A 17,097-nucleotide genomic window follows, 5' to 3' on the forward strand; every position below is an offset into this window, starting at 1 on the left:
TGGATAGGCCCGACGGTCGCAGGGTGCCGGTGGTAGCGTTCGAACGCTACGACGGTACCGCCCGTAGCGCGACGTCCCAGACACTTCAGAAGGTGGACCTGCTCCATGGCCCGCATCCTCGTGCGTTCTGCACAAGACCCGCGCAAGATCTATCCGCCCGTGCAGGCCTCGCGCCGCATGGGCGGGAACTCCGGCAACCTCCTCTACGCGAACGCGGTCTTCCGTGCCCTGAGCACGTCGGGCACCCGTGTCGTCCCCGGCGGGTTCGACGCGCACACGCTCGAGGACCCGACCGAATGGGTCGAGCGGATCAACAGGCGCTTCGACCGCTACGTCATGCCCATGTCGAACGCCTTCCGGTTCCCGTTCTCCGAAGGCCTCGCCCGGATGACGCGCATCGTCCAGCAGCTGGACATGCCGGTCACGGTCGTCGGCGTCGGTGCCCAGACGACGGCGGACGCGGCGGAGAACGAGAGCTTCCGCATGGGACGTACGGGGAGCGACAAGCTCCCGTCGGCGGCGGCGCTCGCGAAGCACGACCGCACGGTCCGCGCCTTTGCTGACGCCGTCCTCGACAAGTCGGAGTCGATCGGTGTGCGCGGGGAGCTCACGAAGCGCTACCTCGTGTCGCTCGGTGTCGACGCGTCGCGCGTCGACGTGATCGGCTGCCCCTCGATCTTCACGTGGGGCCCGGGGCTGCGCGTCCGCACGGACATGCCCGGCCTGACCTCACGCTCGCGCATCTCCATGAACGTCGACTACCGCGTTGGCGGGATCGGCCCGATCGTCGAGCGCAACGCCGCCGCGTACAAGCGGCTCACGAGCCCGTCGCAGGACGCGCGCTCGGCCCGCATGATCATCAACGGCTCCGAGGGGCGGTCGACCGACCACTGGGACCCCGCGACCCCGATCCACACGGGCCACGTGCTCTACCGCACGAAGCGTCTGTTCTTCTACCCGAACCCGTGGGGCTGGATCGAGGACCTCGCCCGCTACGACTTCGTGTTCGGCAACCGTCTGCACGGCAACATCGCGGGGATCATCGGCGGGACGCCGGCGCACCTGCTGGCGCACGACAGCCGCACCCGTGAGCTCGCCGAGTACCACGGGATCCCGTACACGCTCATGAGCGACCTCTCCGAGCCCCCGCTCGCCGAGGAGCTCTACGGCCGCACGGACTACACGCGGTTCAACGAGCTCATGCCCGAGCGCTTCGCGACCTACCTCGACTTCCTGCACCGCAACGGGCTCGAGACCGTCTTCGACGAGGGCCAGGACAACGGCGCGGCATTTGACGAGACGATCGAGAAGGGGCGAAAGGTCCGGGCGGTCCGTCCGACGATCACCCCGATCGACAAGGTGCTGCGCCGCGTGGGCCGCTGACGGTACGACGCCCTACGACGAGAGCCCTCGTCCTGACGGTCTGACCGTGAGGACGAGGGCTCTCGTCGTAGGAGCGGGCCTCAGGAGAGGCGCAGCTTCGCCACCTGGAGGTTGTGGTCCGAGCCGCGGTAGCGCTCGTCGAACTTGCCGCCGGTGAGGATGACCTGGTTGGTGAACGTCGTCGAGCCCTTGCCGTTCTTCACCAGGATGTAGTCGATCCGAGTAGCGGAGTACTTGTACTTCGCGGGACTTGTCGGATAGCCGCCGTCCTTGGTCGCGTTCTGGTTGTTCGTCGTCGCCCACTCCATGCCGCGCGTCGTGGGCGCGGCGGCCGCGTCGACGAAGCCACGCGTGGAGAGGTACGTCGGCGGACCGGACGGGTAGCGCGCGACGTCGGAGTTGAAGTCTCCCGCGAAGACGAGCGGCTCGGACGCGGAACCCACGATCTTCTTCGCGGCGAACGACTCGATGGCCTTGATCGCGTCGAGGCGATGCTTCTGAGCGGCCGAGCTCGCGCCGTTCTGGAGGTGGATCGACACGACGGAGAACGTCTTCCCCGTCTTGCGGTCCTTCAGACGGGCCCAGCCGAAGAAGCGGTCCTTGTCGTTGCGCTGGTTTGCGGGCAGCAGCGCGGAGAGCGACTGTACGCCGGACTTCACGACCGCGACGCGGTCGGTGTTGACGATGACGTGGTCGCCCTTGGTCGCAGCGCCCTTGGCGGTGCCGATCGTGTCCGCCGTGTAGACGAGGCGGTACCGGGAGGGGAGGCGGCCCACGAGGTCGTCGTACTGGCGGACGCCCTCGGCGCTCTTGGCCGTCGTCGTCTCCTGGACGGTGATGACATCAGGCGCCGCCGTCGTGATCGCACGGGCGACCGCGGTGCGGCGCTTCTCCCACGTGCGTGCCGAGCGCTCCTTCGTCGCGGCGATGCTGCCGACGTTGTAGGTCGCGAACGTCAGCGTCGGGGCGTTCGAGGCCGGGGCGGCGGGGCGTCCGACGACGGAGTAGGCGATCGGCGAGGTGCTCTTGCGTGTGCCGTTGAACATGTTCGCCTGGATGTACACGGGGTTCGCGGTCGTCGCGCCGACGTACTTGCGGAACGAGGCCGGGACGGTGACGACGCGCGAAGTCTCGGTGGCCTTGATCCCCGACACCGAGAAGCGGGTAGCGGACTTCTTGAGCGCGTCGTTGTCGTACGAGCCGACGATCGTGATCTTGGTGCCCTTCTTGAGGGGCTTCCAGCTGACCTTGACCTGGTTCGGGCCGGCCGGCTTGACCGTGATGGAGGTGCGCCCGACGGGCGCGGTGGTCGCGCGGACCTTGACCTTCTTCGAGGTGACCTTGCCGGCGGAGGTCGTAGCCGTGACGCGGACCCAGTAGTCCGTGCGCAGCTTGAGCTTCTTGATCGTCGCCGTGGTCGTGCGCGTGGTGACGGACTTTGTCTTCTTCTTCTTGAAGCTCTTCGTCGTCGAGTACTGCACGACGTACTTCTTCGCGCCGGCGACCTTGGACCACGTCGCGGTCGCCTGCTTGGCGCCCGGGACGACGCGGAGCGTCGGCGCGGCGGGCTTCTTCGTGGCGACCTTGGCGGCTGCCTGTGCGACGGGTGCGGCGGATACCGCAGGGGCGGCGACGAGGGCGCCGCCGACGAGGAGGGAGAGCGATGCGCCGACTGCGACAGCAGGACGCAGCGCGCGGTTCAGGGTGGGACGAAACGTCATGAATCAGGACCAATCGGCTCGGGACGGCTCAACTCTAGGTGGCCCATCGGTGCTGCCGGGAGGTTCTGTGAGAGAACTCTCGCTCCGTCTCAGCCCCCGATCACGCGGGCCGCCTTGTTGAGGACGCGTGCCGCGAACCGCCGCACCGAGCGACGTGCCGGGGTCGACGCCGGGAGGCGGGGCGGGGTCACAGGGAAGTCCACGCGCGGGGAGAACTTCTTGATCCAGTCGTGGTGGTGCGCGAACGACTCGACGGTCGCGATGCGCTCGTACGCCTCGGCGCGTGCGACCGGGTCGGTCGTCGAGAGCGTGTGCACGGGGTCGGGGAACGGCAGAGCCGAGAGGCGCGTCTCGTACTCGGGGTTCGCCTTGCCCTCCTCGAACACGTGCGCGATGCCGTTCTTGCGCAGGAACGCCGCGAACTTGTCGAACCGCGCGGCGTGCCCCGCGTTGAACGCCGTGAGGTCCGTCGCCTCGTACAGCTCGGCGGCGTCGAAGCCCTCGGCCAGGTCAGGCACGGTCGTGTGCGGGATCTCGTGGTACTGGGCGAGCTCGAGCGTGCGCGAGTCGTGCGCGATCACGTGCGCGGGGGTTCCGGCGACGAGCGCCGCGATGTTGCCGTGGATCCGGGTGCCGAACGAGAAGTCCTGCGTCGCGAGGAAGCCGAACCACGTCGACGAGTCGGTGAAGAACCGCATGCGGTCCTCGACGTACAGCGGGTGGTCGATGTGCACGGGCATCTGCGGGTCGCCCGCGTCTGGGTGCGGCGTGCCGTACATCATCAGGTCGAGCGTCGCGGTGTCCTGGGGGACGTAGATCATGTGCGGGTACTTCTCGGCGTGCCGCACCGACGCCTCGGCCATGCGCTTGACGTACGGGCTGATGTTCATCGTGAAGTGCGAGTCGGGCGAGATCGCCTCAGCGCGCTTGTGCACGGAGTGGCCCGGGCCGAGCTGGAAGAGCGACGGGCAGCCGATCACGTCGACGTGCTCGTCGCCGAAGCCGAGGGAGGCGAGGAACGTCTGCGTGTGCTCGCCGCGCACGCCGATCGACGCGGAGCGGTCGAGGACGGCGGTCAGGAAGCGGGCGACCATGGGCCGCTCGTCGTCCTTCAGGCGGGGGAGCGGGTTCTTGAGGCTGCGCGGTCCGCCGGCGACGCCGACCCCGACGACGGTGACGGGGATCTTGAGCCCCTCGATGACCTCGGTCAGGCGTTCGAGGTTCCCCATGAACGAGGTGCGGAACGCGTTGGCCAGCGGGATGACGAAGTGGTCGAACTGCTCGTTGATCTGGTCGACGTACCACGGCGTGACGCCGGGGCGCTCGCTGAGGAACGCGTTCGGGACGACCTCGGTGCCGGGCACCGACAGGAGCTTGTGCATCGAGTCGCCGAAGACCAGGTTGCCGACGTTCTTGCCCCACACCCCCTTGGGGAACGCGCCGCGGGCGACCTCGGGCGACAGGACCTCGAAGGGGTCCTTGCCTGCTCTGAGCAGAATCCTGGGCACGCGGGCTCCTCGGCGACGGGGCTGTGGGGGACGCCGACACCTTAACCCGGGTGACACGCCGGGGTGAACGTGACGAAGGCCCCAGGGCCAGCAGGATCAGGCGATCGACGTGACCCAGGAGGCGGGGAGGCCGAGGAGCGAGCGGAGCTGGTCAGCCTTCTTGGTGACGGAGACCTTCGTGCCGTTCGTGGTCGTCGCGGTGAGCGTCTTCATCTGGCCGCTCGAGTAGGTCGCGGTGACGTCGACCCGCACGATGTCCTTGACGCCGAAGATCGACTGCGCCTTGGCCTGGGTGAGGGAGCGCGTCCACGCGCGCATCGGGTTGTCGTCGGTGAGGGAGTAGCGGTCGTCCACGGAGCGCAGGTAGCCGACCTTCGACGACCAGACGTCCTCGCTGTTGGCGGTGCGGCCGCCGCTCGAGGAGTAGTAGTAGGCGTTGACGAGGCTGCCGGAGGCGAGGAGGAGCTGGGCGGACGTCGATGACGTGACGGTCGCGTCGACGGCAGCGACCCATTTCTTGCCCCAGACGGCGTTCGTGCCCTCACTCTCCTTCTTCCATCCGGTGAAGTTCTGCGAGCGGGTGTCGTCCCAGAGGTGGCAGTCGCACGTCGCCTTGCGCTTCGCGGTCGCGGCGGCGGTCGCGTAGTTGCGGCCCGCGATGGCCTGCGCCTGGAGAGCGGCGGAGTCCCAGGAGGACGGCATCTCCCCGAGGCCGTAGAGGTACTCGGTGTTGAGCCGGAGCTCGTTGACGACGTTGAGGTGGCCGTTGATGACACGCACGGTCATCCGGCCGTGCCGGTAGGTGCCGTGCGTGCCGGACAGGCTCGCGACAGCCTTGGTGCCGGTCGAGGAGTAGTACCGGGTTCCGGTCCAGTGCAGGCGCAGGACGGAGCGGTCGCCGGTCCAGCTCGCGCTCGGATACGTGGTCCCGCCGACGACAGCGACGGGGTTGCCGCCGACAACCTTGAGCGTGACCTTCGAGGACTTGTCGCCGGTCACGAGGGTCGTGCCCTCGCCGCTTCGCAGGCGCCAGGAGCCAGCGTTGACCGAGAAGGTCGTGGTCGCGGCGTCGGACGCGCCGAAGACCTGGACCGCGACGTCCTCGGGGGTCGTGGCCGTCGTGACCTTCGCGCCCGTGTAGTAGTGGCTGAGGATCTGGGCGGCGGTCTTGCCCTCCTGGGCCATCCGGTAGGCGCCGTACTGCGACATGCCGATGCCGTGCCCGTAGCCGGAGCCCTTGACGGTGAACGACGCGGGCGGGGTCTTCGGCGTGTTCTGGGGCGGGTTGCTCGTCGTCGTCGTGTCGTCGGGGGCGTTGTTCTTCGGCGGCTGGCCGTTGCTCTTCGGCGCGTCGGTCGTCGGCGCTGAGACGGCGACCTTGACGGTCTTGCTGCGCACCCCGAGCCCGGTCGTCGTGACGCGGTACGACGTCGTCGCTGCGGGCTTGACGGTGAACTTCGCCTTGCCGGACGCCACGGCCGTGCGCGAGAGCGTGACCCAGCCGGACGACGTCTTGTGCTGGAGCTGGACGGTGCCCTTCGCGACGAGGCGGCCCTGGGCGCGGTAGGTCGCGGTGATCGTGCTCGCGGCGCCTGGCGCGATCGTCGGCTTCGACGCCTTCACGGCGATCGACGAGCGCACGGTGACCTTCTTGGTCGCCGAGCGGGTGTTGCCGGTGAGCGTGACGAAGCGGTACCGCGTCGTGACCTTGGGCGTGACGACGACGCTCGCCTTCCCGTTCTTGGGCTTGACCGTGCGGACCGTCTTCCAGCCGCCCGTCGTCCTCGCCTGGAGGCGCACGGAGCAGCAGGTGACGGGCTTCTTGCCCTGGCGGTAGGCGACCTTGAGCGTGACCTTGCCGCCCCGGTCGACCTTCGTCGCGCTCTGGCTCGCGGTGAGGGTCACCTTGGCGGCGGCGTCGGCCGTGGGGGCGGGCGCGCCGACGACCCCGACGGTGCCGAGCAGGGCGACGAGCGCGACGGCGAGCGAGAGCCGGGAGCCCGGGCGGTGGCGTGCGGCGGACGACGGGGGAGCGGGACGCATGGAGACAGTGTGCAGAACGAACGGCCCTGATAAAAGAGCGCGGCTCACATTCACTCGTGCCTCAGCAGCCACGTGGGCGGGCATCGCGGTCAAACGGGACGGAACACCCTCGCGGCCCGTGGGCCGCGGTCCGGCACGACGTCGTGCCTCCCCGCGGACGCGGCGCGCAGACGCGGGTCCCGGACGCGCTGCGACCGCGTCAGGGGCGCGCGATAGCCTTGGACCACCCGTCCGGTCCACCACTGGGAGAAGCATGTCCACGTTCGACGAGGTTCCTGGCCGCTACAAGGTGCGCTCGCTCGCGCTCGCCGAGGCGGGGCGCCACCAGATCCGCCTCGCCGAGCACGAGATGCCCGGCCTCATGGCGCTGCGCGCCGAGTACGGCCCGAGCCAGCCGCTCGCGGGTGCCCGCATCGCCGGCTCGCTCCACATGACGGTGCAGACGGCCGTCCTCATCGAGACCCTCGTCGACCTGGGCGCCGAGGTGCGCTGGGCGTCGTGCAACATCTTCTCGACCCAGGATGAGGCCGCCGCCGCGATCGCCGTAGGCCGCGACGGCACCCCGGACGCCCCTGCGGGCGTCCCCGTGTTCGCCTGGAAGGGCGAGAGCCTCGAGGAGTACTGGGACTGCACCGAGCAGATCATGCTCTGGCCCACCGAGGACGGCGGGGTGCAGGGCCCCAACATGATCCTCGACGACGGCGGCGACGCGACGATGCTCGTCCACCTGGGCGTCGAGTACGAGGCAGCGGGCGCCGTGCCCGCCGACACCGCCGAGGGCGACCTCGACCACTCCCACGAGATGAACGTCGTGCGCGCCGTCCTGCGCCGCTCGCTCGCGACGGACCCGCAGCGCTGGACCCGCATCGCGCCCGCGATCCTCGGCGTGACCGAGGAGACGACGACGGGCGTGCACCGCCTCTACCACCTCGCCGAGAAGGGCGAGCTGCTCTTCCCCGCGATCAACGTCAACGACTCCGTCACCAAGTCGAAGTTCGACAACAAGTACGGGATCCGCCACTCGCTGCCCGACGGCATCAACCGCGCGACCGACGTCCTCATCGGCGGCAAGGTCGCGTTCGTCGCCGGCTACGGCGACGTCGGCAAGGGCGCCGCCGAGGCGTTCCGTGGCCAGGGCGCGCGCGTCATCGTCTCCGAGGTCGACCCGATCTGCGCGCTCCAGGCCGCGATGGACGGCTTCCAGGTCGCACGCATCGAGGACGTCCTCGACGAGGCCGACTTCTTCATCACGACGACCGGCAACTTCGGTGTCATCACGGCCGACCACATGGCCGCGATGAAGGACAAGGCGATCGTCGGCAACATCGGTCACTTCGACAACGAGATCGACATGGCCGGCCTCGCGCGGATCCCCGGCATCACCCGCACCGAGATCAAGCCACAGGTCCACGAGTGGACCTTCCCCGACGGCCGCTCGATCATCGTGCTGTCCGAGGGCCGCCTGCTCAACCTCGGCAACGCGACCGGCCACCCGTCGTTCGTCATGAGCAACTCGTTCACCAACCAGGTCATCGGGCAGATCGAGCTCTACACGAAGGCCGGGGGCCCGGACGCGTACGCGACCGACGTCTTCCGCCTGCCGAAGGTCCTCGACGAGAAGGTCGCGCGCCTCCACCTCGATGCGCTCGGCGTCCGGCTCACCGAGCTGAGCCCGGCGCAGGCGGACTACCTCGGTGTCAAGGTCGAGGGCCCGTACAAGCCGGAGCACTACCGCTACTGACGCGAGCGCTCGCCTCCGGCGCGAGCCTGCACACGCGAAGCCCGGACCCTCAGGGGTCCGGGCTTCGGTCGTCTCGCGCTCGTGTCGAGCTGCACCGATGCGCCCGGCGAGGCGCTCCAGGGCCGGGCGTCAGCTCAGGGGGTCTGGCACGCCGTACGGCAGGCGGTGGATCATCTCCTCCTGCTCGCGCGCGAGCGCACGCGCCCGCTGCGCGGCAGCCCACTCGCGGTCCCGACGAGCGGCGAGCACGGCCATGAGGAACGCCTCCGGGTGGGTCCCCGAGGGCGGGCCCGGCGCGACGAGCTCTTCGACCTCCGCGGCGAGTGACATCCCGAGCCGCGCCCGGGACTGCGCCGCGAGGCGCGGTGCCCGTCCGAGGAACTGGCGCACTGCGAGCGCGAGACCGTCCGGCAGCCGACGGATGTCGGCCTGCGCCGCCCATCCGGCGAGCTCCGGCGGCATCGCGACCGTCGCGTTGTCGACGGCACCGCCGCGCGTCCGCACCGCGTGGGTCCCAGCGAGCAGGTCACCGACCCGCTTCCCGGACGGGTGGGCGAGCGACACGATCAGCGCGACCGAACCACCCGTGAGCCAGATCTCCCCGAGGCCGACGAGCGACCGGACGAGGGCGTGGCGCAGACGAACCGGGCCGCCGTCGTCCCGCACGATGCGGATCCCCATGACGAGCTTGCCGAGGGAGGCGCCCCGGCTGAGCGTCTCGACCGCCGTGGGGATCACGACGAGCAGCAGGACGACGCTCACGATCCCGATGATCGCCAGGGCGTAGTCCGACAGGGTGTCCACCTGCCCCAGCACGACGACTCCTGCGAACGTCAGCAGCCCGAGCGCGATCAGGTCGATCGCGAAGCCGACGGCTCGCGTCGCGAACGACGCGGGCCGTGCGTCGACGACGACGCCCTCGCCGATGATGATGCCCTCGCGCACGTGCTCCCCCGCTGGTCTCTCCGGACGTCGCCGCCCCGCAGCGACGCGCTCTCGATAGGGTACCGCCCGTGGACCTGGACGCCTTCAGCGAGACGCACGCCCCGGAGTGGGACCGCCTGGCCGAGCTCACGCGACGACGCGTGCTCGACGGCGCGGAGGCGGACGAGCTCGCCCGGCTCTACCAGCTGACCGCGACGCACCTGTCGATGGTGCGCTCCGCTGCACCCGACCCGGCACTCATCTCGAAGCTCTCGACGCTCGTCTCGCGCGCCCGCGCCCGGATCGCCGGAGCGCACGAGCCCGCCTGGTCGGACGTCAAGCGCTTCGCGCTCGTCTCCGCCCCGGCGGCCCTCTACCGGATCCGCTGGTGGACCCACGCGGTCACGGCGGCGTGCGTGATCATCGGCGTCGTCGCCGGGATCACCGCGGTCAACGACCCGAGCGTGCTCGCGATCCTCGGCACGCCCTCCGAGCGCGCTCACTACGTCGAGGAGCAGTTCGCCGCCTACTACGACCCGGGGCTCGGGTTCGCCGGCCGCGTGTGGACCAACAACGCCTGGATCGCCGCGCAGTGCGTCGCGTTCGGCATCTCCGGGCTCTGGCCCGCATACGTCCTGTTCGCCAACGCGGTCCAGGTCGGTGCGACGGGCGGCATGATGGCCGAGGCGGGCCGCCTCGACATCTTCTTCTCGCTGATCCTGCCGCACGGCCTCCTCGAGCTCACCGCCGTCTTCGTCGCCGGGGCTGCTGGCCTGAGGCTGTTCTGGACGCTCGTGTCGCCGGGGCGCAGGCCGCGCAGCCTCGCGCTCGCCCAAGAGGGGCGTGCGCTCTTCACGGTGGCGGTGTCGCTCGTCGTGGTGCTCGGCGTCTCCGGGGTCATCGAGGGCTTCGTGACCGGGTCGGGGCTCTACTGGTGGCTCAAGATCCTCATCGGCGCGCTGGCGCTCGCCGCGTTCTGGACCTACGTGACGGTCTTCGGCCGCCGGGCGGTCGCTGGTGGCGAGACCGGCGACCTCACGGAGGACCACGCCGGGGCGGCCCTGCCATACGCCTGACGGCAGCGCCGTCGGCGGGTCAGAGGAAGAGCATCCCGAACGCCGGGAGAGCGACGGCGGCGAGCATGGAGACCGCGACGATCAGCGCGACGCGGCGCTGGTGGCGCTGCCGGGCAGCGGGGCTGGAGTACCTGCGCATCATGCCCACAGTCTGCCAGGGGCCGACCGGCTCGTGCGCCGGGGCCGTCAGAGGCGGCCGGCAGCCTTGAGCGTCAGGTAGAGGTCGGCAAGAGCGGGCGCGAGGGACTCGGGCACCTCGTGGAGCACCTCGGCACCGTGGCGCCGCAGGACGACGGACGCGGCGGTGCGCTCGAGCTCGGTGCGCTCGACGGCCGCGGCGTCGAACAGCGCGGCGGAGTCGGTGCGGTCGGTGCGAAGCTCCTCGAGCTCCGGGTCCCGCACTGACGCGACGACGACGACGTGGTCCTGGGCGAGGCGGCCCAGGACGGGCAGGAGGCCGGACTCGACCGGCGCAGGGTCCGTCGTCGTCAGCAGGACGACGAGCGCGCGGTGCGACAGACGCTGCCGGATCGCGGCCACGAGCGCCGGCCAGTCGGTCTCGAGCAGCTCGGGCTCGACAGGCGCGAGGGCGTCGGCGAGCGCGGGCATCAGCCGCGGCCCTTGTGCGCCTGCGACGCGAGCGCGGACGCGGCGGTCGAACGCCATGACCTCGACGCGGTCGCCCCCGCGGGACGCGAGGGCGGCCAGCAGGAGGGTCGCCTCGATGCTCGCGTCGAGGCGCGGCTCCTCGCCGACACGCGCTGCCGACGTACGGCCCGAGTCGACGACGATCATGACGCGACGGTCACGCTCGGGCCGCCACGTGCGCACGACCACCTCGCTGCGTCGCGCCGTCGCGCGCCAGTCGATCGAGCGGACGTCGTCGCCGATCACGTACTCGCGCAGCGAGTCGAACTCGGTGCCCTCCCCGCGCACCTGGACGGCCGCACGGCCGTCCATCTCGCGCAGCCGTGCGAGGCGGGACGGCAGGTGGCGCCGGGAGCGGAACGGCGGCAGGACGCGCAGGCGCGCCTCGACGTCCCGGGTGGACTGCCGCCCCGCGAGCCCGAGCGGGCCGATCGACCGGACCGTCACCCCGGCGGCGTGACGGTCGCCCCGTCGCGTCGGCACGAGGACCGTGCGCAGCCGCGCCGACTCGCCCGCAGGCAGGCTGAAGGAGTGCACGGGCTCGACGGCCCCGGCAGACGGCTGCCAGGCGTCGCGCAGACGGCCGCGCGCCTTGCGCCCCGCGCCGTTCGTGACCGTGACGGTGCACGTCGCCTGCTCGTCGAGACGCACGGCGTCGGGCACCGAGCGCTGCACCGAGAGGCGCGGCGTCGGCACGGCGAGCAACGCGTCCAGGACGCACAGCACGACGACCGCGAGCAGCCACGTGAGGACGGTCGAGCCCTCCGGACGCAGCAGCACGGCGATCGCTCCGAGCGCGGCCAGCGCGACCGCGCGGCCCGTCACGACCACGAAGCCTCCTGACGGGTGCGAGCAGGCAGGGGCGACGCGGTCATCGCGGCACCGGGACGTTCGCGAGGACCGTCGAGAGCACGGTCTCGGCGGTGACGCCCTCGAGCTCGGCCTCGGGCCGGACCTGGACACGGTGGCGCAGCGTCGGGTGGGCGAGCGCCTTGACGTCGTCGGGCGTCACGTAGTCGCGGCCCGAGAGCCACGCCCACGCGCGGGACGTCGCGAGCAGCGCCGTCGCACCACGCGGGGAGACGCCGAGCGAGAGGGACGGCGACATGCGCGTCGCGCGGCACAGGTCGACGGCGTAGCCGAGCACCTCGGGCGCGACCTGGACGCTCGCGACACGGTCCCGAGCGGCGTCGAGCACGCCGCGGTCCGCGACCGCGGTCACGCCAGCGCCCGCGAGGTCGCGCGGGCTGAAGCCCGTCGCGTGCCGGCGCAGCACCTCGATCTCCTGGTCGCGCTCGGGCAGCGGGAGGACCACCTTGAGGAGGAAGCGGTCGAGCTGGGCCTCGGGCAGCGGGTAGGTGCCCTCGTACTCGACGGGGTTCTGCGTCGCGATCACGAGGAACGGCTCGGGCAGCGGACGGGGCGTGCCGTCGACCGAGACTTGACGCTCCTCCATCGCCTCGAGGAGCGACGCCTGGGTCTTCGGGGGCGTGCGGTTGATCTCGTCGGCGAGCATGAGGTTCGTGAAGACGGGGCCCTCGCGGAACGAGAACTCCGCGGTCCGCGCGTCGTACACGAGCGAGCCCGTCACGTCTCCGGGCATGAGGTCGGGCGTGAACTGGACGCGCGCGGTGTCGAGGTCGAGCGCGGCGGACAGCGTCCGCACGAGCAGCGTCTTCGCGACGCCGGGAACACCCTCGAGCAGGACGTGGCCGCGGCAGAGCAGCGCGATGAGCAGGCTCGTGACGGCGGCGTCCTGACCGACGACCGCCTTGGCGACCTCCGAGCGGACCGACGCGAGGGCGGCGCGCAGGCGGTCGTCCTCGGACTGCGGCGCGAAGGCTGCGTGGGTTGCCGGCACCGGGGGAGCCGCGGGGGCGGGGGGTGCCGGGGGAGCCGCGGGCGCCGCGCCCTCGGACGGGTGGTCGGGCGTGGCGGGGATGGGCTGGTCGGTCACGTGCGGTCAACCTCACTCTCGAGCTGGTCAAGCATCTGGGTCAGTCGGACGAGCGCCGCGTCGTCGGCGGGCGGGGGGCCGTAGAGGAGCTCGCCGATCTCGGCGGCGCGGCGGCCGGTGGCGCGGCAGACGGCGTCGACGACCTGCGGTCCTGACGCCGACCTGGGCAGCCCTGTGCGCCGGGCGAGGCGGTCGGCGGTGGCGGCGCGCAGCGCGGCAGCCGCGTGACCGTGGGCGCGGCCGCGCCGGTAGAGACGTGCGCGGCCGCGCGTCGCCTCGCCCGCCCGCACGACGACGGGCAGCGGCTCGGCAACGACGGGGCCGAGGCGGCGGCCGCGCCAGACGATCGCGACGACCATGACGCCACCGGCGAGCCAGAGCATCTGCTCCGCAGGTCCGGGCAGGAGGTCGAGGAGGGACACGCCGCCGTCGCCCTCCTCCTCGGCGAGGACCTCGATGGGCTGGTACCAGACGAGCGAACCGGTCCGGCCGAGCACGCGCAGCGCGAGCGCGGCGTTGCCCTCGTCGAGGATCGCGGCGTTCGTGACGAGGTCACGGGAGGCGAGTGCAGTCACGCGCGCGCCTGCGGCGGTCGTGGTCGAGGCGACCGCGAACAGCGGCTCGCCCGCGTCCGTCGTGCTCCCCGTCGGGAAGCAGAGCGTCGACGACGCGTCGCCCGTGAAGCCGCGGCCCCCGGCGAGGATCGACTCTGCCGTCGCGGCGTCCGGGTCCGTGCACCCCGCGGTGAGGACCGTGGGCGGTGCCGACTGCGGGTGCCGTGCGATCGCGCCGCCGCTCGCACTCGTGACGAGCGTGCTCTGCGGGTCGGCGAGGACGAGGTCGGCGCCCGAGGCGAGCAGGACGTCGCGCGCCTCGGTCGTCATGAGGTGGTCGTCGAGGACGAGGACGGTCGCACCCGGACGGGCGCGGCGCTCCAGGTCGGTCGTCGTGCGGACGTGAGAGACGCGCACGCCCTCGCTCCGGAGGACCTCGGCCACGGCCATCGCGCCGTCCGGCTTGGGGTTGTCGGGGGCGTACGGCGTCGACGACGTCGACGGCGTGACGAGCAGGAAGACGAGGCTGCCGACGACGAGGGTCGCCGCGACCGCGAGCGGCCAGCGCGCGCGGGTGAGGCGGTCGCGCCAGGCCCGGCGGCCGTCGCCCGGACGCGGGCCGTCCACGGAAGCGTCGAGCGGGACGGCGTCGACGACGGGCGCCCCGAGGGGTGCCCCGGGAGGTGCGGGGAACGGGGCGGTCACGGCTGCGCCCCCGTCCGGCCGAGGCTGACGAGCGGGGCGCCAGGTGCGTCGTCGTGCGAGCGGAGCGGGCGAGTCTGCGCGAGGGCGCTGTCGAGCGCGACGACGCGCGCGAGCCCTGGGGCGTCGACCGGCCGGTGCCCGTAGAGCACGGCGTCGAACAGTCGAGCCGCGTCGAGGATCGCCGTGGCGTGGGTCGGGAAGAACGCGCCTGCGTCGGCTGCGGCCTCCTCGGCCGTGCGGCTCGGGACCTCGTCGAGGAGCGCGCGCTCCTCGAGGGAGCGCACGATCGCGCGGAAGCGTTCGACGGTGGCGAGGGCGAGGTCACCGTTCGCTGTCGCGGCGTCGGAGCTTGCGCGGATCTGCGCGGCGGTCCGGACGTCGTCGCGGGCGAGGACGCCGCCGACGGTCTGGGCTGCACGCCGACGGCGCACGGGCCCCGCGACGACGAGGGCGATCGCGGCGATGAGGAGCACGACGGCCATGACGGTGATCGCGATCCACGTCGCGCTCAGGTCGCCGCCGAGCGACGCGAGGTCCGCGAGGCGCTTGCCGATCCACTCGATGACGCGCTGGAGGATGCCCTTCGAGTCGCGGTACGCGGGCTTGCCGAGCTCCTCGACGAGCATCCGCCGCGCCGTCTCCCGGTCAGGGTCGACGGGCACGCTCACGAATAGGTCCGCCGCGGGGCTCCGCAGGCTGCCCAGGTCCATCCGTCACCCGTCCTGGAGGCGGGCGGCGGCCGCGGTGAGCTCGACGTCGAGGCCTTCGCGGCGCATCCGCACGTCGATGTAGAGCAGCGAGATGACTGACGCGAGGAAGGCGATCGTGACCGTGTAGACGATCGTGTACATGACGCCGCTCACGATCGAGTAGACCAGGATCGACGACGAGAACATGGCGAAGGCGAGTGCGACCGACAGGGGGATCGCGAGCACGCTCGTGACGACCTGGATGATGAGGTTGGTCAGGATGTACAGGCCCAGCAGCCGCCAGAACGCTCCGCGGCTCAGCAGCCAGCCGCGCTTGAGGGCGGCGATCGGCCCGAGCTTCTCGAGGACGAGGGCGGGAGCGGCGAGCAGGGTCCGGACGGTGAACCACGCAAGGCCGACGAGGGCGGCGAGTCCGACGAGGATCCCGGTCAGGACGCCGAGCCCGACGGAGACGTTCGCGCCGACGAGGAAGGCCCCGACGATACCTGCGCCACCGGCCGCGACGATGAGCGTCGCGCCGAGGCCGACGAGGAGGGCCAGGACGAGGAGCCAGCCGACCCGAGCGCGGCACGCCTTCCATACCTCGGCGACGGTCGTGCGCTGCCCCAGCACCGAGCGGCTCACGGAGAACGTGAGCATGCCTGTGACGATGGGCGAGGCAAGCGCCAGGAGGATCACCGACGAGAACTGGAAGAGGAGCTGTGCCTCTTCGTCGCCCGCGACGAGCGCGACCTCGGGGTCGGCCGCCGTGGTGGTCCCGAAGACGGCGTCCACGACGCCGGGCAGGTACTTCGCCGCGCCGAGCTGGACGAGGACGGCGATCGTCATGATGACGGTCATGACGATCGCGGTCAGGCCGAGCATGACGCGCGGGTTGGAGCGCAGGGCGCCGAAGGAGCCGTCCAGGAACTCGCCCACGCGCAGGGGGCGCAGCGGGACGATGCCGGGGCGCGCAGCGGTCGTGTGTCCCACGTAGGCGCCCTGGGAGCCGGTGAAGCCGGTCGGAGCCTGCGGCCCGCCGGGCTGTCCGTACTGGGGCTGTCCGTACTGCGGTTGACCGTAGCCAGGCTGTCCGTACTGCGGTTGACCGTAGCCAGGCTGTCCGTACTGCGGTTGACCGTAGCCGGGTTGCCCGTACTGAGGTTGGCCGTAGCCGGGTTGCCCGTACTGCGGCTGACCGTAGCCGGGCTGCGCCGGAGGCGTGCCGGGAGGGGGCGTCTGCCCGTAGCGCGGAGCAGCTGTAGCAGCAGGCGGAGGGGGCGCGTACTGCCCGTAGCGCGGAGCCGGCCGCTCGTCGGGCGACGGCACGTCGTCGCGCTCGTCCGGGCTCGTCATCAGGCCTTTCCCTCCCGTTGCAGGCCAGCGCCGCCCCCTGCGGCGCACCAGCCGCCATCGTGCCACGAACCGGACCTCCGGCGCAGGAATGGTGGCACACTGTCCGCATGAAAGAACGCGTCCTGGTGGTCGACGACGACACTGCGCTGGCGGAGATGATCGGGATCGTCCTGCGCGGCGAGGGATTCGAGCCGTCCTTCTGCGCGGACGGCGACTCCGCGCTCGCGGCCTTCCGCGCGAACAAGCCGGACGTCGTCCTGCTCGACCTGATGCTCCCCGGCAAGGACGGCAACGAGGTGTGCCGGCAGATCCGCGCCGAGTCCGGGGTCCCGATCATCATGCTGACCGCGAAGTCCGACACGGTCGACGTCGTGCTGGGCCTCGAGTCCGGGGCCGACGACTACGTGTCGAAGCCGTTCAAGCCCAAGGAGCTCGTCGCCCGGATCCGCGCGCGCCTGCGCCGCAACGACGACCCGGAGCCCGAGCGCCTGACGATCGGCGACCTCGAGATCGACGTGACCGGGCACCGCGTCACGCGCGACGGTAACCCGATCCTGCTGACGCCGCTCGAGTTCGACCTGCTCGTCGCGCTCGCCCGCAAGCCCTGGCAGGTTTTCAGCCGCGAGGTGCTCCTCGAGAAGGTCTGGGGCTACCGGCACGCCGCGGACACGCGGCTCGTGAACGTGCACGTGCAGCGCCTGCGCTCGAAGATCGAGCACGACCCGGAGAAGCCGGAGATCGTCGTGACGGTCCGCGGCGTCGGCTACAAGGCCGGTGTCTCGGGCGCGTGAC

14 protein-coding genes are annotated in these 17,097 nt (G+C 71.5%); 4 read left to right on the forward strand and 10 right to left on the reverse strand.

Annotation, left to right across the window (positions count from 1 at the left end; translation table 11 throughout):
- Positions 1 to 105: 105 nt before the first annotated feature.
- Positions 106 to 1,383, forward strand: coding sequence for a polysaccharide pyruvyl transferase family protein (locus tag ATL41_RS11770; protein WP_098458639.1), 1,278 nt, complete (start codon positions 106 to 108; stop codon positions 1,381 to 1,383).
- Between the two features lie 80 nt (positions 1,384 to 1,463).
- Here the strand turns inward: ATL41_RS11770 and ATL41_RS11775 are convergent, their stop codons facing one another.
- The 3 genes from ATL41_RS11775 to ATL41_RS11785 form a co-directional block, all read right to left on the reverse strand.
- A complete protein-coding gene (locus ATL41_RS11775; protein WP_098458640.1) occupies positions 1,464 to 3,104 on the reverse strand; it encodes an endonuclease/exonuclease/phosphatase family protein in 1,641 nt (546 codons plus the stop codon).
- An 89-nt stretch (positions 3,105 to 3,193) separates the two neighbouring features.
- Complete coding sequence (locus tag ATL41_RS11780; RefSeq protein WP_098458641.1) at positions 3,194 to 4,612, reverse strand: polysaccharide pyruvyl transferase family protein; 1,419 nt, start codon at positions 4,610 to 4,612, stop codon at positions 3,194 to 3,196.
- Between the two features lie 96 nt (positions 4,613 to 4,708).
- The gene (locus tag ATL41_RS11785) at positions 4,709 to 6,655 is read right to left on the reverse strand and encodes a SpoIID/LytB domain-containing protein (RefSeq protein ID WP_098458642.1); all 1,947 of its coding nucleotides are present in this window, start codon (positions 6,653 to 6,655) and stop codon (positions 4,709 to 4,711) included.
- A 253-nt stretch (positions 6,656 to 6,908) separates the two neighbouring features.
- Between ATL41_RS11785 and ahcY the strand changes: the two genes are divergently transcribed.
- Entirely contained in the window at positions 6,909 to 8,396 is a 1,488-nt protein-coding gene (gene ahcY / locus ATL41_RS11790; protein ID WP_098458643.1) for an adenosylhomocysteinase, read from the forward strand.
- A gap of 129 nt (positions 8,397 to 8,525) precedes the next feature.
- Here ahcY and ATL41_RS11795 read toward each other — a convergent pair whose 3' ends face one another.
- Complete coding sequence (locus tag ATL41_RS11795; protein WP_098458644.1) at positions 8,526 to 9,341, reverse strand: RDD family protein; 816 nt, start codon at positions 9,339 to 9,341, stop codon at positions 8,526 to 8,528.
- 68 nt (positions 9,342 to 9,409) lie between these two features.
- Between ATL41_RS11795 and ATL41_RS11800 the strand changes: the two genes are divergently transcribed.
- Positions 9,410 to 10,396, forward strand: coding sequence for a stage II sporulation protein M (locus tag ATL41_RS11800; protein WP_098458645.1), 987 nt, complete (start codon positions 9,410 to 9,412; stop codon positions 10,394 to 10,396).
- Between the two features lie 19 nt (positions 10,397 to 10,415).
- On the opposite strand, the gene ATL41_RS13635 is transcribed toward ATL41_RS11800, so the two are convergent.
- Genes ATL41_RS13635 through ATL41_RS11825 form a run of 6 tightly spaced genes read right to left on the reverse strand, consistent with a single transcriptional unit; the run spans position 10,416 to position 15,942 of the window.
- The gene (locus tag ATL41_RS13635) at positions 10,416 to 10,538 is read right to left on the reverse strand and encodes a hypothetical protein (RefSeq protein WP_281253879.1); all 123 of its coding nucleotides are present in this window, start codon (positions 10,536 to 10,538) and stop codon (positions 10,416 to 10,418) included.
- Between the two features lie 44 nt (positions 10,539 to 10,582).
- Positions 10,583 to 11,875: a DUF58 domain-containing protein gene (locus tag ATL41_RS11805; RefSeq protein WP_098458646.1), complete on the reverse strand. Its 1,293-nt coding sequence runs from the start codon at positions 11,873 to 11,875 to the stop codon at positions 10,583 to 10,585.
- Positions 11,876 to 11,915: 40 nt separating this feature from the next.
- Positions 11,916 to 13,001: an AAA family ATPase gene (locus tag ATL41_RS11810; protein WP_425432676.1), complete on the reverse strand. Its 1,086-nt coding sequence runs from the start codon at positions 12,999 to 13,001 to the stop codon at positions 11,916 to 11,918.
- On the reverse strand, positions 12,998 to 14,260 hold the full coding sequence (locus tag ATL41_RS11815) for a DUF4350 domain-containing protein (RefSeq protein ID WP_098458647.1): 1,263 nt from the start codon (positions 14,258 to 14,260) through the stop codon (positions 12,998 to 13,000). Before ATL41_RS11815 ends, ATL41_RS11810 begins: the two co-directional genes overlap by 4 nt.
- Positions 14,257 to 14,928, reverse strand: a complete 672-nt coding sequence (locus ATL41_RS11820; protein WP_245854813.1) for a DUF4129 domain-containing protein — start codon at positions 14,926 to 14,928, stop codon at positions 14,257 to 14,259. Before ATL41_RS11820 ends, ATL41_RS11815 begins: the two co-directional genes overlap by 4 nt.
- Positions 14,929 to 14,973: 45 nt before the next feature.
- Entirely contained in the window at positions 14,974 to 15,942 is a 969-nt protein-coding gene (locus tag ATL41_RS11825; RefSeq protein WP_098458649.1) for a DUF7847 domain-containing protein, read from the reverse strand.
- 470 nt (positions 15,943 to 16,412) lie between these two features.
- Here ATL41_RS11825 and mtrA point away from each other — a divergent pair, with 470 nt between their 5' ends.
- A complete protein-coding gene (mtrA, locus tag ATL41_RS11830; protein WP_098458650.1) occupies positions 16,413 to 17,096 on the forward strand; it encodes an MtrAB system response regulator MtrA in 684 nt (227 codons plus the stop codon).
- Position 17,097 lies beyond the last annotated feature (1 nt).

Origin of the sequence: Flavimobilis soli (assembly GCF_002564025.1) — a bacterium.
Taxonomy (GTDB): domain Bacteria; phylum Actinomycetota; class Actinomycetes; order Actinomycetales; family Cellulomonadaceae; genus Flavimobilis; species Flavimobilis soli.

Bases quoted from the DNA above. Each gene is read 5' to 3' on its own strand.
- ATL41_RS11770 (WP_098458639.1), top strand. From the start codon at position 106: ATGGCCCGCATCCTCGTGCGTTCTGCACAAGACCCGCGCAAGATCTAT.
- ATL41_RS11775 (WP_098458640.1), bottom strand. From the start codon at position 3,104: ATGACGTTTCGTCCCACCCTGAACCGCGCGCTGCGTCCTGCTGTCGCA.
- ATL41_RS11785 (WP_098458642.1), bottom strand. From the start codon at position 6,655: ATGCGTCCCGCTCCCCCGTCGTCCGCCGCACGCCACCGCCCGGGCTCC.
- ahcY (WP_098458643.1), top strand. From the start codon at position 6,909: ATGTCCACGTTCGACGAGGTTCCTGGCCGCTACAAGGTGCGCTCGCTC.
- ATL41_RS13635 (WP_281253879.1), bottom strand. From the start codon at position 10,538: ATGATGCGCAGGTACTCCAGCCCCGCTGCCCGGCAGCGCCACCAGCGC.
- mtrA (WP_098458650.1), top strand. From the start codon at position 16,413: ATGAAAGAACGCGTCCTGGTGGTCGACGACGACACTGCGCTGGCGGAG.